The organism is Marmoricola sp. URHB0036 (assembly GCF_000426045.1).
Classification (GTDB): Bacteria; Actinomycetota; Actinomycetes; order Propionibacteriales; family Nocardioidaceae; genus Marmoricola.
On the sequence record NZ_AUEP01000011.1, the window covers coordinates 53,052 to 74,684 of the forward strand.

The following is a 21,633-nucleotide window of genomic DNA, read 5'->3' on the forward strand; positions in this document are numbered from 1 at the left end:
TCGCCCGGCTCATCGGACGAGGTCGAGGGCTGCGGCCGCCATGTCGGCCGTCGCGTCGTGGTCGGTCATCCACAGCGGCACCGCCCGGCAGCTCAGGCCGGCTGCGGTGACCCGGTCGACGGAGTCCGCGTCGCTCGTGTCGACCAGCCAGCCGTCGAGCACACCGCCGTTGCTCCGTGCGCCGTAGTGCTCGGCGACTCCGGCCGCGGACACCTCCACCCCGATGACCTCGAGCAGCTGTCGAGCCATCCCACGGACGTGGTCGTGCCCGATGATCCCGGAGACGCCGACGACCGGGGCCGCGGTCCCGGTGATCGCGTCGCGCACGCCGGGCACTCCGAGGATGGTGCCCACCGACACGACCGGGTTGGACGGCGGCACGATCACGACATCGGCCTCGGTGATGGCCTCGACGACGCCGGGTCCGGGCTTGGCGTCCTCGATGCCGATCGGCACCACGGCGTGGGCGGTCACGGAGGCCTGGTGGCGGATCCAGTACTCCTGGAAGTGCACGGCCTTGCGCTCGACAGCTTCGGGGCCCGGCTCCGGGTCGTCGATGACGACGTGGGTCTCGACGCGCTGGTCGGTCATCGGAAGCAGCTCGACGCGGTCCCCGTGGACCGGACTCAGCCAGCGCCGGCAGAGAGCGGCGGTCACGGCGCTGAGCGGGTAGCCGGCGTCGAGCATCTGGGTGCGCACCAGGTGGGTGGCGATGTCGCGGTCCCCGAGTCCGAACCAGGTGGGCTCCACGCCGTACGCCGCCAGCTCGTCCTTGGCGTGCCAGGTCTCCGCCGTGCGGCCCCAGCCGCGCTCAGGATCGATGCCGCCGCCGAGCGTGTACATCACCGTGTCGAGGTCGGGGCAGACCTTGAGCCCGTGCACCCAGATGTCGTCGGCGGTGTTGGCGACCACGGTGACCCGGGTCTCGGCGCCGGTGCGCTCCACGAGGCGCAGCAGGCCCTGGATGAACCGGGCGCCGCCGACGCCTCCGGAGAGCACGGTGACGCGCGCCGGGGGAGTCAGGGAGGGGGTCTCGGGGACCGCTTCAGCAGTTGATTCGGGCATCTCAGACATGTGGTCGGGAGGGTGGACAGCAAAGGCGAGTGTGGACCAGCCGTCCCCAATACCAGACATCGGCTTGACTTCCGGGGTACGACAGGCATGTAATCACACCAGTGTGATTAGCAACTCGGTCCGTCAGGATCGAAGGGTCGAAGAGGGGCGAACACTGTGCGCGAACTGTATCTGCTGGATGACATGAGTGAAGAAGACGGCGGATGGGCGGAGCGCGGTCTGTGCGCTCAGACCGACCCAGAAGCCTTCTTCCCCGAGAAGGGCGGCTCCACTCGTGAGGCCAAGAAGGTCTGCCTCACCTGCGACGTACGCCAGGAGTGCCTGGAGTACGCACTGGAGAACGACGAACGGTTCGGGATCTGGGGCGGTCTCTCCGAGCGAGAGCGTCGCAAGCTGAAGAAGCGGGCCGTCTGACTCCTGACGATTGCGAGCGGGCCTCGAGGGTCCGGGGCCGGCTCGCAACCGTCAGGACTCACCTCAGCGGTGCCCGTCAGGGCTCGTAGTCCGGGTGGACCTCCTCGGCCGGTACGCCGAGGTAGTCCGCCAGCTGCTCCACCACGACGGTGAGCAGCAGGGCCTCGAGGTCGGCACGGGTCTCGGCCCGGTGCTCGATCGGACGCCGGAACAGCACGAGTCGCGGCGGCACCACCTGGGTGGCCGGCACCAGCGAGGCCAGCGGCACCCGCGGCGCCACCCACGTGTGCGGCAGCACCGGGATGTCCTCGACCGCGAGCTCGACGGTGGCGAGCTCCTCGGGCCAACGCGACTCGACGTCGCTCATCACGTCGATCGCGACCTGGTCGAACAGCTCGCGCGAGCTCAGGTGTGCCGGCACCCGGCCACCCGGAGCGTCCAGGCCGAAGGCCGGCCCGCGCATCCCCCGGCCGCGGCGGTCATGGATCTGCCCACGGATGTGACTGGTCACGACCGCGAGCCTACGGCGAGGGGTCGCTCCTGCGTTGTAGCGTCCGAGCGTGGGTCTCCTCCGCCGTTGTTCTCGCACCGCCTGTGGGCGTCCTGCGACGACCACGCTCACCTACGTGTACGCCGACATGACCGCCGTGGTCGGGCCGCTCGCGACCTATGCCGAGCCGCATGCCTACGACCTCTGCGACCCGCACAGCGAGCGACTCTCCGCCCCCCGCGGCTGGGAGGTCCTCCGCCTCGCCCATGACGACGATCGCGGCCCGTCCTCCGACGACCTGCTCGCGCTGGCCGACGCCGTCCGCGAGGCGGCCCAGCCGCGTCCGGTGGAGCAGCCGTTGCAGCCCGCCCGCCCGGTCGAGGGCACCCGTCGCGGCCACCTGACGGCCGTCCGCAGCGAGGACTGACCGGAGGACTGACCGGAGGCTGACGGCGGCGCGGCCCCGGCTAGGGTCGGGACATGTCGACCAGTGACCCTGCCGCCCTGGCCGCCACCTTCAAGGCCTACGACGTCCGGGGCACCGTCCCCGACCAGGTCGACGAGGACCTCGCCCGTCGGGTGGGCAACGCCTTCGTCACCGTCACGGGGGCCGAGGCCGTCGTGGTGGGCCACGACATGCGCCCCTCCTCGCCCGGGATGTCCCGCGCCTTCGCCGAGGGTGCGGCGCGCGCCGGTGCCGATGTCGTGCTGATCGGCCTGGCCTCGACCGACCAGCTCTACTTCGCCTCCGGGCGGCTGCAGCGCCCCGGCGCGATGTTCACGGCGAGCCACAACCCGGCTCGCTACAACGGCATCAAGATGTGCCACGCGGAGGCCGCCCCCATCGGCATGGAGACCGGGCTGGCCGAGATCCGCGACCGGGTGGCCTCCGGCGAGACGACCACCGCCGGGACTCGTGGCGAGATCACCGAGCAGGACGTGCTGGCCGACTATGCGTCGTACCTGCTCGACCTGGCGCCGGTGACCGGTCGCCACCTCCGCGTGGTGGTCGACGCCGGCAACGGGATGGCCGGCCTGACCGCGCCGGCGGTGCTCGGCCGGCTGGACCTCGACGTCGAGGAGCTGTTCTTCGAGCTCGACGGCACCTTCCCCAATCACGAGGCCAACCCGATCGAGCCGGCCAACCTGGTCGACCTCCAGGCCAAGGTGATCGAGACCGGCGCCGACATCGGCCTGGCCTTCGACGGTGACGCCGACCGCTGCTTCCTGGTCGACGAGCGCGGCGAGCTGGTCAGCCCGAGCGTGCTCACCGCGCTGATCGCCGCCCGCGAGCTGGCCAAGGAGCCCGGGGCGACGGTGATCCACAACCTGATCACCTCGCGGGCGGTGCCCGAGATCGTCGAGGAGCTCGGCGGCAAACCGGTGCGGACGCGCGTCGGGCACTCCTTCATCAAGGCCCGGATGGCCGAGACCGGGGCGATCTTCGGCGGGGAGCACTCGGGTCACTTCTACTTTCGCGACTTCTGGCGTGCCGACTCCGGGATGCTCGCCGCCTTGCACGCGCTCGCCGCGCTGGCGGAGTCGGACGCCCCGCTCTCGGAGGTGCTGGCGCCCTACGTGCGCCACGTCGCCAGCGGCGAGATCAACTCCGAGGTCGCCGACCAGGCCGCCATCCTGGCCGAGCTCGAGCAGACCTGGGGCAGCCGCGAGGACGTGGAGGTGGACCAGCTCGACGGGCTCACCGTCACCCATGCCGACTGGTGGTTCAATGTTCGCGCGTCCAACACCGAACCGCTCCTGCGGCTCAACGCCGAGGGCGCCGACGGTGCCACCATGGCCCGGGTCCGCGACGACGTCCTGGCCGTCATCCGAAGGAGCGACCGATGAACCTCGACCGCCATCTGCTCGACGTGATCGTGTGCCCGGCCTGCCGGCAGTCGCTCGCCGCCGACGAAGCGGCCCAGGAGCTGGTCTGCGTCGGTTGCGGCCTGGCCTACCCGGTGCGCGACGACATCCCCGTCCTGTTGGTCGACGAGGCGCACAAGCCGGCCTGAGAGGTCCACGGCGATGACCTTCGACGACGGCCTCCTCGACGACGAGACGGCGCTGGCTCGGGCCGACGTACGCCTGCGCTACCTGGCCGAGAGCGGCGCCCGCGTACGCCGGGAGGCCGTGGCTGCCCAGGAAGCCGTCCTCGAGGCGATGCAGCGGCTCTCCGACGAGCAGCCGCGTGCGGTGGTGGCAGCCGGTCCCGACTCCCGGCTGCTCCGTGCGGTGCTGGAGCCGGTCTGCCCGGTGCCGTTCGTCGCCTGGCCGGGACCGGGACTGCCCGGTTGGGCCGGCAGCCTCGACCTCGTGGTGGTGCTCGCGCCCGAGGGCGACGACCCGGGCACGGCGGCCGGCGTCGCGGAAGCCGTACGACGAGGCTGCCAGCTGGTCGTGGCCGCACCCGAGGAGTCCCTGGTCGGGCAGCACGCGCAGGGTCGCTACGCCACCCTCCTGCCGACCCAGACCGGTGACCAGCTCGCCATCGCCGTGGTGGTGCTCGACCTGCTCGACCGTGTGCACCTCGGGCCGCAGACCGACCCCAACGTGGTCGCCGACGCGCTCGACGAGATCGCGGTGTCCTGCAGCCCCCATCACGACCTGGCGGTCAACCCGGCCAAGATCCTGGCCATCGGCATCGCCGACTCCAACCCGGTGCTGTGGGGCGGCACCGTGCTCGCCGCCCGCGCGGCCCGCCGGATCGCGGAGTCCATCCGCCGCGCGACCGGCCGGACCGCCCTGGCCGCGGACGCCGAGCACCTGCTGCCCGTCCTGGAGGCGACGGCGCCGGCCGACGTCTTCGCCGATCCCTTCGCCGACGGCGGTGCCCAGCGCCGGCCGGCCCTGGTGCTGCTGGACGACGTCACCGGCGACCCGACGGTGCTCGAGACCCGCCAGAAGCTCGAGCAGACCGCGCACGACCACGGCGTACGCGTGGAGTCCATCGCCTCGGAGGCCGACGGCGACGTGGCGCGCTACGCGGCACTGCTCTCGACAGGCACCTATGCCGCGGCGTACCTCCAGCTCGGGCTGGACGCCTGAGGGTCGCTGGCCCCGGCTCGCTACGCTGCCGCCATGTCAACCGAAGGCGGCAACCGGGCTGTCGTGGCGGCGCTCCTGGCCAACACCGGCATCGCCGTCACGAAGTTCATCGCGTTCGCGCTGACCGCGTCCTCCTCGATGCTGGCGGAGGCGATCCACTCGGTCGCCGACTCCGGCAACCAGCTGTTGCTCCTCCTCGGCGGCCGCCGGGCCCGCAAGGACGCGACGCCGGAGCACCCCTTCGGCTACGGGCGCGAGCGCTACATCTACGGCTTCATCGTGGCCATCGTGCTGTTCAGCGTCGGTGGCCTGTTCGCGCTCTACGAGGCGTACCACAAGTGGCACCACCTCCATGAGCACCCGGGCGACATGGGCGAGCTCGACGGCCGCTGGTGGTGGGTGCCGCTGCTGGTGCTGGGCGTAGCCATCGCGATGGAGTCGTTCAGCTTCCGTACGGCGATCCACGAGTCCAACCAGGTGCGCGGCGACGCCAACTGGGTCCAGTTCGTACGACGGGCCAAGGCGCCCGAGCTGCCGGTGATCCTGCTGGAGGACTTCGCCGCCCTCACCGGTCTCGGCTTCGCGCTGTTCGGGGTCGGGCTCACCCTGATCACCAAGCAGCCCATGTTCGACGTGATCGGCACCGCCATGATCGGGCTGCTGCTCGTCGCCGTCGCGGTGATCCTGGCCATCGAGACCAAGAGCCTGCTGCTCGGCGAGGCCGCCAGCCCCGATGCCCAACGCCGGATCCGCGAGGCGATCGAGGCCAGCGAGGGGATCGACGGTGTGATCCACATGAAGACGATGCACCTCGGTCCCGACGAGCTGCTGGTGGCGGTGAAGATCGCCGTCTCCGCCTCGGACACCGCGGCCCAGGTGGCCAGCGCCATCGACACTGCCGAGATCGCCATCCGCGAGGCCGAGCCGACGGCGCGCGTCATTTACCTCGAACCCGACCTGCGTAGGGTCATGTCCTAGAATCGAAGATGCGCCTTTCGCACGAGATCGTGGTCAGACGCTCGCGCTCTTTCTGCGCGCCACCACGACACATGACCCCTCGCTGAAAAGGAACTTCACGCATGGACTTCAAGGTCAAGGACCTCACGCTCGCCGACTACGGCCGCACCGAGATCTCCCTCGCCGAGCACGAGATGCCCGGGCTGATGGCGATGCGCGAGCGCTACGGCGCCGACAAGCCCCTCGCGGGCGCCCGCATCGCCGGCTCGCTGCACATGACCATCCAGACCGCGGTGCTCATCGAGACCCTGGTCGCCCTCGGCGCCGAGGTGCGCTGGGCCTCCTGCAACATCTTCTCCACCCAGGACCACGCGGCGGCCGCCGTCGTCGTCGGCCCGGACGGCACCCCGGACGACCCGAAGGGTGTCCCGGTCTTCGCGTGGAAGGGCGAGACCCTGCAGGAGTACTGGGAGTGCACCCAGCAGATCCTCGACTGGCCCGGCGACGAGCAGCCCAACATGATCCTCGACGACGGCGGCGACGCCACGATGCTGCTGCACCTCGGGGTCCAGGCCGAGAAGACCGGCGAGGCCCCCGACCCCGCCACCGCCGGCTCCACCGAGCAGCGGATCGTCTTCGAGGTGCTCAACGCCCAGCTGGCCAAGAACGCTGACCACTGGGGCCCGATCGCCAACTCGGTCAAGGGCGTCACCGAGGAGACCACGACCGGTGTCCACCGTCTCTACGAGATGATGCGCGAGGGCACGCTGCTGTTCCCGGCCATCAACGTCAACGACTCGGTCACCAAGTCGAAGTTCGACAACAAGTACGGCTGCCGCCACTCGCTCATCGACGGCCTCAACCGTGCGACCGACGTCCTCATCGGCGGCAAGGTCGCCGTGGTCTGCGGCTACGGCGACGTGGGCAAGGGCTGTGCGGAGTCGCTGCGCGGCCAGGGCGCCCGTGTCATCGTCACCGAGATCGACCCGATCTGCGCGCTGCAGGCGGCGATGGACGGCTACCAGGTCGACACCCTCGACAACTCACTGGCGATCGCGGACATCATCATCACCTCGACCGGCAACAAGGACGTCGTCACCGTCGACCAGATGCGCCAGATGAAGCACAACGCGATCATCGGCAACATCGGCCACTTCGACAACGAGATCGACATGGCCGGCCTCGAGGCCGAGGGTGTGGCCGAGCGCAAGAACGTCAAGCCGCAGGTGGATGTCTGGACCTTCCCCGAGGGCAACGCGATCATCGTGCTCAGCGAGGGACGTCTGATGAACCTCGGCAACGCGACCGGTCACCCGTCGTTCGTGATGTCGAACTCGTTCACCAACCAGGTGCTGGCCCAGATCGAGATCTACACCAAGACCGAGGAGTACCCGGTCGGCGTCTACGTGCTGCCCAAGCACCTCGACGAGGAGGTCGCCCGGCTGCACCTGGGTGCCCTCGGGGTCAACCTGACGACCCTGACCGACAGCCAGGCCGCCTACCTCGGGATCCCGGCGGAGGGCCCCTACAAGTCCGAGCACTACCGGTACTGACCGAGGAGCTCGCGTGGCGCAGGCGGAGGTGGTGGCAGATCGGCCACGGGTGCTCGTCGTCGACGACGACGCCGCCCTGGCCGAGATGCTCACCCTCGTCCTGCGCAACGAGGGGTTCGTCAGCGAGATCGTCACGCGCGGTGACGAGGCAATGGCGGTCTTCCGTTCGTTCCGCCCCGACGTGGTGCTGCTCGACCTGATGCTGCCCGGCAAGGACGGCATCGACGTCTGCCGCGAGATCCGCGCCGAGTCCGGCGTACCCATCGTGATGCTGACCGCGCGCAGTGACACGGTCGACGTGGTCGTCGGCCTCGAGTCCGGGGCCGACGACTACGTCGCGAAGCCGTTCAAGCCCAAGGAGCTGATCGCCCGCATCCGGGCGCGGGTACGCCGCTTCGAGGTGCCCACGCCGGAGGACCTGCACATCGGCGACCTGGTCATCGACGTCACCGGCCACGAGGTCACCCGCGCGGGCAGTCCCATCGGGTTGACCCCGCTGGAGTTCGACCTGCTCGTGTGCCTGGCCCAGAACCCACGCAAGGTGTTCACGCGCGAGGTCCTGCTGGAGCAGGTCTGGGGCTACCGCCACGCCGCCGACACCCGGCTGGTCAACGTGCACGTCCAGCGACTTCGCGCCAAGATCGAGGTCGACCCCGAGAATCCCACGATCGTGCTGACCGTCCGTGGTGTGGGCTACAAGGCGGGCAGCGCGGATGAGCCCGCAGGGGACTGAGGGACGCTTCCGGCTCTGGGCACTGGTGCGTGCCTGGCCGAGCAGCGCGCTGCACCTGTGGCGCCGGTCGCTGCGCACGCGTGTCGTGACCGCGATCGTGGTGCTGAGCGCGGTGGTCGTCGGCTCGGTCGGTTTCATGGTGATGCGGCAGATCTCCAGCGGCCTGGTCAAGGGCCGGGTGGACAGCTCGGTGGCCGAGGCCCGCACCGAGACCTCGACGGCGCGCGAGCTGCTGAATTCGGCCGGTGGCAGCGACTACGACCCCGAGACACAGCTGCGGCTGCTGGCGGAGAACCTCGTCTCGCGCGGCGAGGTCAAGGGGTTCGACGTCGTGGTCCGCGGACCGGTCGGCACGGGCAGCACCGCCGGCGGCGTACGCACCACACCCGCGGTCGACATCGCGAGCGTCCCGGCCAACCTGCGCAGGACGGTGGAGGACGACGGCAGCAACGGTGTGGCCTGGACCTACACCCGGATCCGCCACCTCGCGACGTCAACGACGGACCGGGTCGACGAGCCCGGAGTGGCCGTCGGCTCGACCGTGGTGCTGCCGTCCGACGGCGGCACCTACGCGCTCTACTACCTGTTCCCGATGGACGAGGAGCAGCAGACGCTCCTGCTCCTCCGTCGGGTGCTGCTGACTGCCGGCATCCTCCTGCTGCTCCTCGTCGCCGGAGTCGCTGCCCTGGTGACGCGCCAGGTGATCACCCCGGTCCGGCTCGCCCGCCGCGTCGCGGAGCGGATCGCCTCCGGACGGCTCGAGGAGCGGATGCACGTCTCGGGGGAGGACGACATCGCCCGGCTCGCGATGTCGTTCAACCAGATGGCCGAGGCGCTGCAGTCGCAGATCCGCAAGCTGGTGGAGCTCTCCCGGGTGCAGCGCACCTTCGTCTCCGACGTCTCCCACGAGCTGCGCACTCCGTTGACGACGGTGCGGATGGCCGGCGACGTGCTGCACGACGCGCGCGAGAGCTTCGACCCGGTCACGGCGCGGGCGGCCGAGCTGCTGCAGACCGAGCTCGACCGGTTCGAGAACCTGCTCGGCGACCTGCTCGAGATCAGCCGGTTCGACGCCGGCGCCGCGGTGCTCGAGCTCGACGACACCAATCTCGGCGACGTCGTCCACCGCGTCGTGGGCACCGTCGCACCTGTGGCGTTGCAACGCGGCGTCCCGGTGCGCGTGGTGGACGACGGCGTGTTCATGGTCGAGGCCGACGTACGCCGGGTCGAGCGGATCGTCCGCAACCTGCTGACCAACGCGATCGACCATGCCGAGGGCAGCGAGGTGACCGTCCGGCTCGCCTCCGACGGGGAGGCCACCGCGTTGACGGTGCGCGACCACGGGATCGGGCTCCAGCCGGGCCAGTCGGCCATGGTGTTCAACCGCTTCTGGCGAGCCGACCCGGCCCGCGCCCGCGCCACCGGGGGCACCGGTCTCGGCCTGGCCATCGCGCTCGAGGACGCGCGGCTGCACGGTGGCTGGCTGCAGGCCTGGGGCACGCCGGGTGGGGGAGCGCAGTTCCGGCTGACCCTGCCGCGCCGTGCCGGCGACCCGCTGACCCACAGCCCGCTCCCGCTCGTGCCGCGCGACGTCCCGGAGAGTGTCACGTGAGCGCCCGTCGAGTGCTGGCAGCGATCGTCGCCGTGCTGGCGGTCGCGCTGACCGGCTGCGCCACCCTTCCGGAGTCCGGGCCGGTGCACCGCGCGTCGTCGGAGGAGGCCGACCGGCCCCAGGACCCGCCGTACTTCAGCCCGCCGGGACCGGCCCAGGACGGCAGCCCGTCGGCCATCGTCTCGGGGTTCCTGCTCGCCATGCAGGCCAACCCGCTGAGCACCTCGGTGGCGCGCTCCTACCTGACCGAGCACGCCCGGGCCTCGTGGAAGCCGAACGACGGCACCATCATCTACGACGCCTACACCGTGCGGCAGACCACGGACGGCGCCGTGGTCCGGTTGGCCGACACCCACCGTCTCGACGCCCGCGGCGGGTGGCAGAACACGCCGCCCGGGCGGTCGCTGGACCTGCGGTTCGACCTCGTCTCCGAGCACGGCCAGTGGCGCATCGACAACCCGACCAACGCGTTGATCGTGCGCACCTCGTTCTTCGAGAGCAGCTTCGCCCGGTTCAACCTCTACTTCTACGACCAGACCGGTCGGGTGCTGCTGCCCGACCCGGTGTTCATCCCGCGCGGCGAGCAGACGGCCACCAACCTGGTGCGCGGGCTGCTCGCCGGACCTGGCTCGACGCTGGCGGAGGTGAGCCGGTCGGCGCTGCCCGAGCGCACCGACCTCGACCTGTCGGTCGTCGTGACCGAGAGCGGAGTGGCCGAGGTGCCCCTCAGTCGCGACGTCCTCAGGGCAGCGCCCGGCGAGCTCAGCCGGGCCGTCGACCAGCTGGCGTGGACCCTGCGTCAGGTTCCCGGCATCGAGCGGGTGCGCATCACCGTCGCCGGCGCGACCGTGCCGCTCTCCGGTGGCCGGATCGACGCCCCGGTCACCAGCGGCAACGAGTTCGACGCCGCGGGGCCCGACACAGCGGCGCTGTGGGGACTGCGCGGCGGCCGTGTGGTCGACCTCGCCAGCCCGACCGGCACGGCGACCACCGGACCGCTCGGTCGCCCCGGCTACTCGATGCGCAGCCTCGCCGTGAGCGAGTCCCCGCGCAGGCTGGCTGCCGTCTCGGGCAACGGCTCGACGGTGTTCGTGGCGCCGGCCGAGGGTGGCAACGCGTCCACCCCGGTCGCACGGCCGGTCGTCGGTGGCACCGACATCCTGCGACCGTCGTACGACATGTTCGGCGACCTGTGGCTGATCGACCGGACCCCCGGCGGCGCCCGCGTGCTCGTCGTCCGGGGCGACCAGGTGCGACGCCTGCGCGTCCCCGGCGTGACCGGCGCCGACGTCGCCGCCTTCTCGGTGGCCCGTGACGGCAGTCGCCTCGCGGTGGCCTACGCCGGCAGCCGCGCTCCCACGATCCGGGTGACCGACATCCTGCGCACCGACGAGGGGATCGTCTCCGGCGCCGGGCGGTCGCGCACCTTCGCCGCCGGCGGCCGTGATGCCTCCAAGCTGGTCGACCTCGGTTGGCGCGACCCGTCGACCCTGGCCGTGCTGAGCCGGACCTCGGCCGAGACCAGCCAGGTCACCTACATCTCCGCCGACAGCTCCCCGGTCGACTCCACGCTCACCGATCCCAACGTCTTCCGCGGTGCGACCGCGGCCATGGTCATCGCTCCGGCCGTCAACCTGCCGCTCCGGCTGATCACGCCCGACCAGCGTCTCTACACGCTGAGCAGCAACGGCAACTGGCCGCGCAGCGACTCGAAGGTCCTCGCGGCGACGTACGTCCGCTGACCGGTCCACAGGCCACCAGGAGTCGCATCCGCTCCACAGGTCGACCTCGGCCTCTGTCCCGGGACCGCGACGGCGGTCAGGGTGGTGCGGTGCTCGATGCCTGGCTCGACCTCGTCCACGGCGGCGGCTGCGTGGGCTGTGCGGCCCCGGGACGCTCGCTGTGCCACGACTGCGCCGAGCGACTCCCGACCGGCGGGCGCCCGGTCCGGCCGACGCCGTGTCCTCCCGGGCTGGCTGCGTGCTTCGCAGCGGGGGAGTACGCCGACCTGCTGCGCGCCATGGTGCTCGCCCACAAGGAGCACGGAGTGTTCGCGCTGGCCGGTCCACTCGGCCGCGTGCTGGCCGCGGCAACGGCGGCCGTCGTGCCCGCGACTCCCACCCTGCTCGTGCCGGTGCCGTCGCGAGCGTCGGTCGTGCGTGCCCGTGGTCACGACCCGATGCTCCGCATCGCCCGCGCCGCCGGCCACACCCTGAGCCGTTCTCCGGGCCGCGACGGACGACCGGTGCGTGTGGCACGCCTGCTCGAGGTGCGCGGGCCGGTGCGTGACCAGGCCGGGCTCGACGCGCGACAGCGGGCCGCCAACCTGTCCGGCTCGATGGCCGTTCGGGCCGGCACGCGCAGGTCCCTCGCCCGGGCGCGCGTCCCGGTGTCGATCGTGGTCTGCGACGACGTGCTCACCACCGGTGCCACCGCCCGCGAGGCCCAGCGTGCGCTGGAGGACACCGGTGTCCCGGTCCGCGCGATCGTGACGGTGGCCGCCACCCGGAGGCGTTTGCCGGTCAGCACTGCACCATCGCAGCCGGGCCTACCGCTTTTCGGACGTGGCGACTAGCGTCTGCACATGGAGACCCTGCGAGTCCGTGCAGCTGGCGGACTTCGGCTGGTCGAGGCCGGTTCCCGGCACTTCGGGTCCGGTCCATTCGTTGACGAGGTAGCAGGTGCTACCCGCACGAAGGTGCACCGACCCGCGCTCGGCCTCGTGGACAGGAGTCTCCGGACAACCAGATAGTCGCTCGGTTCGATCGAACAGCACGGGAGGTCTGTGGTGGATGTCGTGGTCAGCAGCCGGCACTGCGAGGTGTCGGATCGGTTCCGGGAGCACGTCGAGGAAAAGCTCACCAGGCTGGAGAAGCACAACCACCGGATCATCCGGGTCGAGGTGCTCCTCGAGAAGGAGGCCCGACCTCGCGATCCCGAACGAACGGTCCGGGTCGAGCTGACCGCGAAGTCCAAGGGACCGGTGGTCCGTGCCGAGGCAGCCGCGGAGGACAAGATGGCCGCCCTCGACCTCGCGCTGGACAAGATGGCCGCGCAGATGCGCCGGGCCGCCGACCGCAAGAAGGTCCACCGGGGCCAGCACAAGCCCGAGTCGCTCGGCCAGGCGATGGCACGCACGTCGCCCCCGCTGGCCGACCAGTCCGACGCGGAGCACATCGCCGAGCGCAAGGTCGGTCCCGTCACGGTGACCGGCGACGGCCCGCTCGTCGTACGCGAGAAGAGCCACGCCGCCGCGCCGATGACGCTCGAGCAGGCGCTCTACGAGATGGAGCTCGTCGGCCACGACTTCTACCTCTTCGTGGACAAGGAGAGCGAGAAGCCCTCGGTGGTCTACCGCCGACGTGGTTATGACTACGGAGTCATTTCCCTCGAGATGGGCTGAACGGGTCAGCCCGGAGGGCCATCGCCTGACCCGATCGGACCACGACCCGAGTGGCCCGGTCGTGTACCAACCGTGTGTTCCTCTGCCATAGTGAGCAAATGGTCGCTGAGGGCGCAGCATCAGGTGTCGACGCAGTGCGCGTCGTCGTGGTGGACGACCAGGAGCTCTTCCGACGCGGGTTGACCATGCTGCTGGGCGTCGAGCCCGGTATCGAGGTGGTCGGCGAGGCCGGCGACGGCATCAGTGCCACCGACCTGATCGTGGCCACGGTGCCCGACGTCGTACTCCTCGACGTGCGCATGCCCAAGCGCTCCGGGCTCCAGGCCTGCATGAAGATCAAGGAGCTCGTGCCGAGCGTCAAGATCATCATGCTGACCGTCAGCGACGAGGAGGGCGACCTCTACGAGTCGGTGAAGAACGGCGCCTCCGGCTACCTGCTCAAGGACTCCTCGATCGACGAGGTGGCCCAGGCCGTCCGGGTCGTGGCCGAGGGGCAGTCGCTGATCAGCCCGTCGATGGCGGTCAAGCTGATCGACGAGTTCAAGGAGATGGCTCGCACCGACCGCGAGCAGGTGCCGACGCCGAGGCTGACCGAGCGCGAGCTCGAGGTGCTCCGACTGGTGGCCAAGGGCATGAACAACCGCGACGCCGCCCGAGAGCTGTTCATCAGCGAGAACACCGTGAAGAACCACGTGCGCAACATCTTGGAGAAGCTCCAGCTGCACTCGCGCATGGAGGCGGTCATGTACGCCGTCCGCGAGAAGCTCCTCGACATCCCGCAGTAACTGTCGGCTGCGGCCGTTAGCCTCTCGACGTGTCGTCGTCACCGACTGCCTTCTCCCAGGCGCAGGCCCGCCGGATCGCCCTCGTCGCCCAGGGCTTCCGCGACCCCCGCCACACCACCCCGACGATGCGCACGTTCACGCGCACGCTCGCACGCACCGGTGTGCTCCAGGTCGACTCGGTCAACGTGCTCCAACGAGCGCACTACATGCCGCTGTTCTCGCGGATGGGGCCCTACGACATCGACATGCTGAAGCGCGCCTCGGAGCGCAAGCCGCGCCGGATGGTGGAGTACTGGGCGCACGTCCAGGCCTTCATGCCGGTCGACCTGTGGCCGGTCATGCAGCACCGGATGACCGGGTTCCGGGAGAGCCCGCGCTGGGGCGCCTGGCTGCAGACCAACCACGAGGTGGTCAGGCGTGTGCACGACCAGGTGCGCGACCTCGGCGCCTCCACGGCTCGCGAGCTCGACACCGGCGCTCCGCGCGAGAAGGTCGACTGGGGGTGGAACTGGTCGGAGGCGCGCAAGGCACTCGACTACCTCTTCCTCGTCGGCGACCTGGCGATCGCCGGCCGCAACGGCCAGTTCGAGCCCGTCTACGACCTCGCCGAGCGGGTGCTGCCGGCGGACGTCCTTGCGGCACCGGTGCCCGACGCCAGGGAGTCGACCAAGGAGCTGGTCCGTCGTGCCGCCCGCAGCCACGGGGTGGGCACGGTCCGCTGCCTGACCGACTACTACCGCCTCCAGCTGCAGCGCGGCGAGGGAGCCGCGGCCGCCCAGCGGGCGATCGACGAGCTCGTGGAGGAGGGCGAGCTGCTGCCGGCCACCATCGAGGGGTGGAAGCGACCGGCCTGGCTGCACCGCGACGCGGCGATCCCGCGCAAGGTGCAGGCGAGGGCGTTGCTGAGCCCGTTCGACCCGGTGGTGTGGGAGCGCGAGCGCACCGAGCACATCTTCGACTTCCACTACCGCATCGAGATCTACGTGCCCGAGCCGAAGCGTCAGTTCGGCTACTACGTGCTGCCGTTCCTGCTCGGTGACCGGATCGTGGGTCGGGTCGACCTCAAGGCCGACCGCAAGGACCGCGTCCTGCTGGTCAAGGCGACCTACGCCGAGCCCGACGCGCCGCCCGAGACGGCTGTCGAGCTGGCCGAGGAGCTGCGCGACCTCGCGTCGTGGCTCGACCTCGACGACATCGTGGTCGCGGACAAGGGTGATCTCGCCCCCGCGCTCGCGGCCGAGATGGCGGCATGCTGATCCGCCCGGTCGACCTGGCCCGGATCCGCGACGGCGAGATCGACCTCGCCTTCCGTCGGTGGGCACGGCCGCGGCTGCTCGTCGGCACCCGGATGCGCACCTCGGTCGGCCTGGTCGAGGTGACCTCTGTCGACGAGGTGGACGACGTGAGCGACGAGGACGCCGCCCGGGCGGGTGCGCCGCGGGAGCAGCTGCTGCAGCTGATGGCGCCCAAGGCCCCGGCCCCGATCTGGCGGGTCGGCCTGCGGTACGCCGGCGAGGATCCGCGGGTGGCGCTGCGCAACGAGCCGGACCTCAGTGCGGAGGAGCGGGTCGCCCTCGTGGCCCGGCTCGACCGGTTCGACCGCGCCTCGTCGTACGGTCCCTGGACGCGGGAGACCCTCGCGATCATCGCGGCCAACCCCGCGCGCCGGGCGCCCGACCTCGCCGCCGAGCTCGGTCGGGAGACCGCGCCGTTCAAGCGCGACGTGCGCAAGCTCAAGGAGCTGGGGCTGACCGAGTCGCTCGAGATCGGCTACCGGCTCTCGCCCCGCGGCGCGGCCCTGCTCGAGGGTCTCTGACCCTTGCCGAAGCGGGTGGGGGCGGTCAGGCTGACCACGTGAAGCCTCGGGTCGTCGTACCTCTCCTGCTCGTGCCGCTGGTCGTCACGGCCTGTGGTGCAGACCCCGCGGCCACGGCCGGGTCGGTGCGCGACGTCGCCCGCACCTCGCCGGTCGTGATGGGCTACGCCCTCGAAGGGTCGGCGAGGCCCGCGTCGATCACGCGCGACGGCGACTTCCTCGACACGATCGGCGTCGACGGGGTATCCCTGACGGCTCGTGGGGGAGTCACCGCCCTGAGTGCGCAGGCGGCGGGTCTGCGGCGCGCCGCCAACCGCGCCGGGCGACCGCCGGTGCTGCTCTTCTCCAACTACAACAACCGGATCGGCGACTTCGACGAACCGCGTGCCCACCGGATGCTGGTCAGCCCCCGCAAGCGTGCTGCCGTGGCCCGGGCGCTGGCTCGCCGCGCGGCCGGGTTCCGCGGCGTGCAGCTCGACCTGGAGTCACTGCGTCCTCGTGACGCCCGCGGACTGGTGGCTTTCACCCGTGCCGTCCGCCACGCGCTGCCGAAGGGCCGGACCGTCTCGATGGCGTTCATGGCCAGCGTCAACGCACGCGGGTACGCCGCCCGGGGCTACCGGCTGACCGCACTTGCCCGGCTGCTCGACGTGGCGGTGCTGATGTCCTACGACCAGCACGGGCCCTGGTCGGGACCCGGGCCGATCGCCGCGATGCCGTGGGTGAGGTCCGAGCTGCGCTACTTCGTCTCCCGGGTGCCGCGACGCAAGGTCGACCTGGGCGCGGCGGCGTACGGCTACCAGTGGGGCGGCGGAGCGTCCGAGCTGACCGTCCCGGAAGCGCGCAGCCTGGCCGGCTCGCGGGCGACCTGGAGCTCGACGTTCGGCGAGTGGCACGCGACCCTCGCCAACGATCGACGGATCTGGTGGGACGACGCCCGCTCGGTCGACGTGCGGCGGCGGCTCGCGGTCGACCAGCACCTGCACGGGCTCGCGATCTGGCAGATCGGGTCCTCGGGAGGGCTGCGGCCATGAGTGAGACCCTCGTCCGGCACCCGCTGTTCGCCCGCCTCTACAACCGGGTGCTCGCCCCGTCCTTCGCCCGTCAGGGCGGCGACGACCTGCGGCGACGCGTGCTGGCCGGGCTGAAGGGCATCGTGGTGGAGATCGGCGCGGGCGACGGCGCCAACTTCCCGCACTACCCCGACGAGGTCGAGCGCATCGTCGCGGTCGAGCCCGAGGCCTACCTCCGCGAGCAGGCGTCCTCGCACACCGACGAACGGGTGGAGCTGCGCAACGCGGTCGCCACCGACCTCCCGGTGGCTGACGGGGAGGCCGATGCGGTGGTGTGCACGTTCGTGCTGTGCTCGGTCGACCAGCCCGCTGCGCTGGCCGAGGCGCGGCGGGTGCTGCGCTCCGGCGGCGAGCTCCGCTTCCTCGAGCACGTGCGCTCCCACGAGCCCGGCCCTGGCCGGCGTACCCAGCGGGTGCTGGACGCCACCGTCTGGCCGCCGCTGTTCGGCGGCTGCCACGTCTCCCGCGACACCGTGGCCGCGATCGAGGCGGCCGGGTTCACCCTCACCGAGCTGGAACGGTTCCACATCCCCGAGGGCTCTCGCGGGCCCTCGGCCGCGGCGGTCATCGGCTGCGCCGTCCGTGCGTGACCAAGCGGGTGAAACTCCGCGGAGGTCCCGCCCGTTAGCATGGTTGACGGGCCTGAACGGCCCTCGTCCCCACTGAGTCAATCCCCAGGAGTAGTCCGCGTGTCGATCATCGACAAGGTCCTGCGCATCGGCGAGGGCAAGATCCTCCGCCAGCTCGAAGCGATCGCCAAGGCCGTCAACGCCATCGAGGACGACTTCGTGGCCATGTCCGACGACGAGCTGCGGGGCATGACCGTCGAGTTCAAGGAGCGCCTGGCGAACGGCGAGACGCTCGACGACATCATGCCGGAGGCGTTCGCCACCGTCCGTGAGGCGGCCAAGCGGGTGCTCGGCCAGCGTCACTTCGACGTCCAGATCATGGGTGGCGCGGCGCTGCACCTCGGCAACATCTCCGAGATGAAGACCGGTGAGGGCAAGACCCTGGTCTCCACCCTCCCGGCGTACCTCAACGCGCTGACCGAGCGCGGCGTCCACGTGGTCACCGTCAACGACTACCTCGCCAAGTACCACGCCGAGTGGATGGGCCGCATCCACCAGTTCCTGGGCCTCACCGTCGGCGTGATCCTCCCGGAGATGAGTCCCGACGAGCGCCGGGTCGCCTACAACGCCGACATCACCTACGCCACCAACAACGAGCTGGGCTTCGACTACCTGCGCGACAACATGGCCACCTCGCTCGACAACTGCGTGCAGCGGACGCCGTACTTCGCCATCGTCGACGAGGTCGACTCGATCCTGATCGACGAGGCCCGGACCCCGCTGATCATCTCGGGCCCGACCCAGGACGAGGTCGAGTGGTACGCCGAGTTCGCCAAGGTCGCGCGCAAGCTCGAGAAGGACACCGACTACGAGGTCGACGAGAAGAAGCGCACCATCTCCATCCTCGAGCCGGGCATCACCAAGGTCGAGGACCACCTCGGCATCGAGAACCTCTACGAGTCGGCCAACACCATGCTGATCTCGTTCCTGAACAACTCGATCAAGGCCAAGGAGCTGTTCCGCAACGACAAGGAGTACGTCGTCATCGACGACGAGGTGCTCATCGTCGACGAGCACACCGGCCGCATCCTCTCCGGCCGTCGCTACAACGACGGCCTGCACCAGGCGATCGAGGCCAAGGAGGGCGTGACGGTCCGCGAGGAGTACCAGACGCTCGCCACGATCACGCTGCAGAACTACTTCCGCCTCTACGAGAAGCTCTCCGGCATGACCGGTACGGCCATGACCGAGGCCTCCGAGTTCGACAAGATCTACAAGCTCGGCGTGGTCCCGATCCCGACCAACAAGCCGATGGCCCGCATCGACCAGCGCGACCTCGTCTACCGGACCGAGGAGGCCAAGTTCGCGGCCGTCGTCGACGACATCGCCGAGCGGCACACCAAGGGCCAGCCGATCCTGGTCGGCACCACGTCGGTGGAGAAGTCCGAGCTGCTCTCCGGGCTGTTGAAGAAGAAGGGCGTGCCGCACTCGGTGCTGAACGCCAAGCAGCACGCCGACGAGGCCAAGGTCGTCGCACTCGCCGGCCACAAGGGCGCGGTCACGGTCGCCACCAACATGGCCGGTCGAGGCACCGACATCATGCTCGGTGGCTCCACCGAGTTCCTTGCCGACCAGGAGCTGCGCAAGCAGGGCCTGGACCCGGTCGAGAATGCCGAGGAGTACAACGCGGCCTGGCCCGCGACCCTCGAGCGCATCACCGCGCAGGTGAAGGCCGAGCACGACGAGGTCAAGGAGGCCGGCGGCCTCTACGTCCTCGGCACCGAGCGCCACGAGTCGCGGCGCATCGACAACCAGCTGCGTGGTCGTTCCGGTCGCCAGGGTGACCCGGGCGAGTCGCGGTTCTACCTCTCGCTGGGCGACGACCTGATGCGGCTGTTCAAGTCCGACTGGGTCGAGCGGGTGCTGCTCGCGCTGAAGGTCCCCGACGACGTACCCATCGAGAACAAGTCGGTGACCAAGTCGATCCAGTCGGCGCAGAGCCAGGTCGAGGCGCTCAACTTCGAGTCCCGCAAGAACGTCTTGAAGTACGACGACGTGATGAGCCGCCAGCGCGAGGTGATCTACGGCGAGCGCCGCGAGGTCCTCGAGGGCGCCGACCTCACCGACCAGGTGCACCAGATGATCGACGAGGTCGTGGAGACCTATGTCATCGCGGCGACCGAGAACTTCCCGGAGGAGTGGGACCTCGACGCGCTGTGGACGGCACTGAAGTCGATCTACCCGGTCTCGCTGCGCTACCAGGACCTCGAGCGCGAGGCCGGCGGCCGCGACGGGCTCGACCGCGACACCCTGCTGGCCGACCTGCAGGCCGACGCGCAGAAGGCCTACGAGGCCCGCGAGGCCGAGGTCGGCGCCGAGGTGATGCGCGAGCTCGAGCGGCAGGTGCTGCTCTCGGTGCTGGACCGCAAGTGGCGTGAGCACCTGTACGAGATGGACTATCTGCGCGAGGGCATCGGCCTGCGGGCCTACTCCCAGCGCGACCCGCTGGTGGAGTACCAGCGCGAGGGCTTCGACATGTTCAACGCCATGAAGGAAGGCATCCGCGAGGAGACGGTGGGCTTCCTGTTCAACCTCGAGGTCCAGGTCGAGGAGGAGGACGACGCCGCGATCGACGTCGACCTGCTGGCCTCCGCCGACACCAGTGGCGCGTCCGGCCTGCCGGTCGAGCACGACCATGACCACGCGGCCGACCACACCGGGAACGGCCACGAGCACCACGCGCCGCACATCTTCGCCAAGGGTCTGCAGCCCTCGCGGGCACCGGAGAACCTCACCTACTCCGCCCCGAGTGAGGACGGCGAGGCCGAGGTCAAGGGCAGCACGTCGGTCAGCAACGCCGACGACCCTTACGCCACCGCCGGCCGCAACGACCTGTGCCCCTGCGGCTCGGGCAAGAAGTACAAGAAGTGCCACGGCGCCCCCGGCGGCCCGACCGACCTCAAGGCCCGCCCCGCCGGCTGAGCTCAGGTTCTCAACACCCGAGCCTGCCGTTGGGCGGGATGCTCAGGCTCGTCAAGGCGAGGCGCCAGTAGCTGTCCACTCGATTGTCCTGCGGGATGAACATCCGGTTCCAGTACCGCGCGAAGCTCTGACGCGACCGCGTGCGCAGCTCGATGATGATGAGGCGTTCGCGCAGCAAGGCGCTTGCCACCTTGCTGGTCGCGGATGCTGCCTCCGTCGTGGGCCACTCGGACGGCGTGTTCGTCAGGTGGCTCGCAGCGGTGAAGTCCGTCCGCTGGAGACGCAGGAGGGCGGCGCGAACCCGGCGCAGCCGCTTGCCCTTGACCTGTCCTGCTCGGACCAGGTGGTTTCCCTGGGAGAGCGCGTTGATCACGCTGTTCCAGGCGGGGATCTGCGGACACACCGAGTTCAGGTAGTACTGGCTCGCGTAGTCGGGAGTCATGGCCCACGCCGGAGCCATCGCCCCCAGCGCCAGAGTGAGGGACAGCACGATGGCGGCAGACAGGCGCTTGGTCATGTCGACTCCAAGGGGAGGCCGGTTCATGCAGAGATCTTGACTTAGTCTCATCATGCGGACACGAGCCGACCTGGCCTCCGCGGTCTACACCGCCATTGCCGACCTGAGCCACACATCGCCAGCGCGAAGCCGAGCCTCAGCCGAACTGCAGCGCCGTGCAGCACCAGCGGCCCTCGACCAGCTCGATGCGGGCGGCGATGGCGCGCGAGCGCTCGCCCTGGCGGACGTGCACGCTGACCTCGGCCGCCTCCGGCGAGGGACAGAACAGGTGCACGCTGCGCACCTGGCTGCGTAGCCGGCGCAGTCGCCGGTCCCCGGGCGTCGTCCCGGAGAGCAGGGCCGACCGGCGTTGGAGCTCGGCGTAGACCTTCTCGCTGGTCCACCGCAGCAGCTGGCTCGGACCCCGGTCGCCGCCGACCACCTCGACCACGGCGCAGGCGAAGCGGTGCGCGAACGCCTCGAGCTCGGCGCGCCCGCCGGCCACGAGGCGTAGGTCGGGGGAGGGCGACGAGCGGACGTCGTGGCCGTAGTCGAGGGCCAGGGTCCCTTGGACGCTGGTCATCGGGGCCGGGTGCCGGTGGGGGTGAGTGAGCTGTGCGGTCATGGG

Annotated in this window: 22 protein-coding genes; 18 read left to right on the forward strand and 4 right to left on the reverse strand. The window is 70.5% G+C overall.

The features are described 5' to 3' along the window. Positions 1–9: 9 nt before the first annotated feature. Positions 10–1,065, reverse strand: a complete 1,056-nt coding sequence (gene cofD / locus H976_RS0113490; protein WP_051276801.1) for a 2-phospho-L-lactate transferase — start codon at positions 1,063–1,065, stop codon at positions 10–12. 192 nt (positions 1,066–1,257) lie between these two features. Between cofD and H976_RS0113495 the strand changes: the two genes are divergently transcribed. Next, positions 1,258–1,488 (forward strand): WhiB family transcriptional regulator, encoded by a 231-nt coding sequence (locus H976_RS0113495; RefSeq protein ID WP_255337316.1) that lies wholly within the window; start codon positions 1,258–1,260, stop codon positions 1,486–1,488. Between the two features lie 76 nt (positions 1,489–1,564). On the opposite strand, the gene H976_RS0113500 is transcribed toward H976_RS0113495, so the two are convergent. Beyond that, the gene (locus H976_RS0113500; protein ID WP_027861977.1) at positions 1,565–1,999 is read right to left on the reverse strand and encodes a metallopeptidase family protein; all 435 of its coding nucleotides are present in this window, start codon (positions 1,997–1,999) and stop codon (positions 1,565–1,567) included. Between the two features lie 49 nt (positions 2,000–2,048). On the opposite strand from H976_RS0113500, the gene H976_RS0113505 reads away from it, so the two are divergent. The 17 genes from H976_RS0113505 (at position 2,049) to secA (ending at position 20,509) form a co-directional block, all read left to right on the forward strand. Then, positions 2,049–2,405, forward strand: a complete 357-nt coding sequence (locus H976_RS0113505; RefSeq protein ID WP_027861978.1) for a DUF3499 domain-containing protein — start codon at positions 2,049–2,051, stop codon at positions 2,403–2,405. 53 nt (positions 2,406–2,458) lie between these two features. Continuing rightward, the gene (locus H976_RS0113510) at positions 2,459–3,826 is read left to right on the forward strand and encodes a phosphomannomutase/phosphoglucomutase (protein WP_027861979.1); all 1,368 of its coding nucleotides are present in this window, start codon (positions 2,459–2,461) and stop codon (positions 3,824–3,826) included. Further along, positions 3,823–3,993 (forward strand): Trm112 family protein, encoded by a 171-nt coding sequence (locus H976_RS29560; RefSeq protein WP_081682889.1) that lies wholly within the window; start codon positions 3,823–3,825, stop codon positions 3,991–3,993. The genes H976_RS0113510 and H976_RS29560 overlap by 4 nt, the downstream gene beginning before the upstream one ends. A gap of 13 nt (positions 3,994–4,006) precedes the next feature. After that, positions 4,007–5,026, forward strand: a complete 1,020-nt coding sequence (locus H976_RS0113520; RefSeq protein WP_027861980.1) for an SIS domain-containing protein — start codon at positions 4,007–4,009, stop codon at positions 5,024–5,026. 33 nt (positions 5,027–5,059) lie between these two features. Next, positions 5,060–6,004 carry a cation diffusion facilitator family transporter gene (locus H976_RS0113525; RefSeq protein WP_027861981.1) on the forward strand — a complete coding sequence of 315 codons (945 nt, stop codon included), beginning with the start codon at positions 5,060–5,062 and terminating at the stop codon, positions 6,002–6,004. Between the two features lie 101 nt (positions 6,005–6,105). Beyond that, positions 6,106–7,536 (forward strand): adenosylhomocysteinase, encoded by a 1,431-nt coding sequence (gene ahcY, locus H976_RS0113530; protein WP_027861982.1) that lies wholly within the window; start codon positions 6,106–6,108, stop codon positions 7,534–7,536. Between the two features lie 31 nt (positions 7,537–7,567). Next, the gene (gene mtrA, locus H976_RS0113535; protein ID WP_036226467.1) at positions 7,568–8,269 is read left to right on the forward strand and encodes an MtrAB system response regulator MtrA; all 702 of its coding nucleotides are present in this window, start codon (positions 7,568–7,570) and stop codon (positions 8,267–8,269) included. Further along, positions 8,250–9,881: an MtrAB system histidine kinase MtrB gene (gene mtrB, locus H976_RS0113540; RefSeq protein WP_081682890.1), complete on the forward strand. Its 1,632-nt coding sequence runs from the start codon at positions 8,250–8,252 to the stop codon at positions 9,879–9,881. Before mtrA ends, mtrB begins: the two co-directional genes overlap by 20 nt. Further along, complete coding sequence (locus H976_RS0113545; protein WP_155918243.1) at positions 9,878–11,623, forward strand: LpqB family beta-propeller domain-containing protein; 1,746 nt, start codon at positions 9,878–9,880, stop codon at positions 11,621–11,623. Before mtrB ends, H976_RS0113545 begins: the two co-directional genes overlap by 4 nt. 89 nt (positions 11,624–11,712) lie before the next feature. Further along, entirely contained in the window at positions 11,713–12,456 is a 744-nt protein-coding gene (locus tag H976_RS26240; protein WP_051276802.1) for a ComF family protein, read from the forward strand. Between the two features lie 213 nt (positions 12,457–12,669). Beyond that, positions 12,670–13,284, forward strand: a complete 615-nt coding sequence (gene hpf / locus H976_RS0113555; protein ID WP_027861986.1) for a ribosome hibernation-promoting factor, HPF/YfiA family — start codon at positions 12,670–12,672, stop codon at positions 13,282–13,284. Positions 13,285–13,382: 98 nt separating this feature from the next. After that, positions 13,383–14,069, forward strand: coding sequence for a response regulator transcription factor (locus tag H976_RS0113560; protein ID WP_027861987.1), 687 nt, complete (start codon positions 13,383–13,385; stop codon positions 14,067–14,069). Positions 14,070–14,098: 29 nt separating this feature from the next. Beyond that, on the forward strand, positions 14,099–15,325 hold the full coding sequence (locus H976_RS0113565) for a winged helix-turn-helix domain-containing protein (RefSeq protein ID WP_027861988.1): 1,227 nt from the start codon (positions 14,099–14,101) through the stop codon (positions 15,323–15,325). Beyond that, the gene (locus H976_RS0113570) at positions 15,319–15,885 is read left to right on the forward strand and encodes a hypothetical protein (protein WP_027861989.1); all 567 of its coding nucleotides are present in this window, start codon (positions 15,319–15,321) and stop codon (positions 15,883–15,885) included. Before H976_RS0113565 ends, H976_RS0113570 begins: the two co-directional genes overlap by 7 nt. A 38-nt stretch (positions 15,886–15,923) precedes the next feature. Further along, the gene (locus H976_RS0113575; RefSeq protein ID WP_027861990.1) at positions 15,924–16,919 is read left to right on the forward strand and encodes a glycosyl hydrolase family 18 protein; all 996 of its coding nucleotides are present in this window, start codon (positions 15,924–15,926) and stop codon (positions 16,917–16,919) included. Next, a complete protein-coding gene (locus tag H976_RS0113580) occupies positions 16,916–17,548 on the forward strand; it encodes a class I SAM-dependent methyltransferase (RefSeq protein ID WP_027861991.1) in 633 nt (210 codons plus the stop codon). The genes H976_RS0113575 and H976_RS0113580 overlap by 4 nt, the downstream gene beginning before the upstream one ends. Positions 17,549–17,647: 99 nt before the next feature. Beyond that, positions 17,648–20,509, forward strand: a complete 2,862-nt coding sequence (gene secA / locus H976_RS0113585; protein ID WP_027861992.1) for a preprotein translocase subunit SecA — start codon at positions 17,648–17,650, stop codon at positions 20,507–20,509. 10 nt (positions 20,510–20,519) lie between these two features. Here the strand turns inward: secA and H976_RS0113590 are convergent, their stop codons facing one another. After that, positions 20,520–21,026: a hypothetical protein gene (locus tag H976_RS0113590; protein WP_027861993.1), complete on the reverse strand. Its 507-nt coding sequence runs from the start codon at positions 21,024–21,026 to the stop codon at positions 20,520–20,522. 136 nt (positions 21,027–21,162) lie between these two features. Further along, positions 21,163–21,630 (reverse strand): Rv3235 family protein, encoded by a 468-nt coding sequence (locus H976_RS28865; protein WP_051276804.1) that lies wholly within the window; start codon positions 21,628–21,630, stop codon positions 21,163–21,165. Between the last annotated feature and the right edge of the window lie 3 nt (positions 21,631–21,633).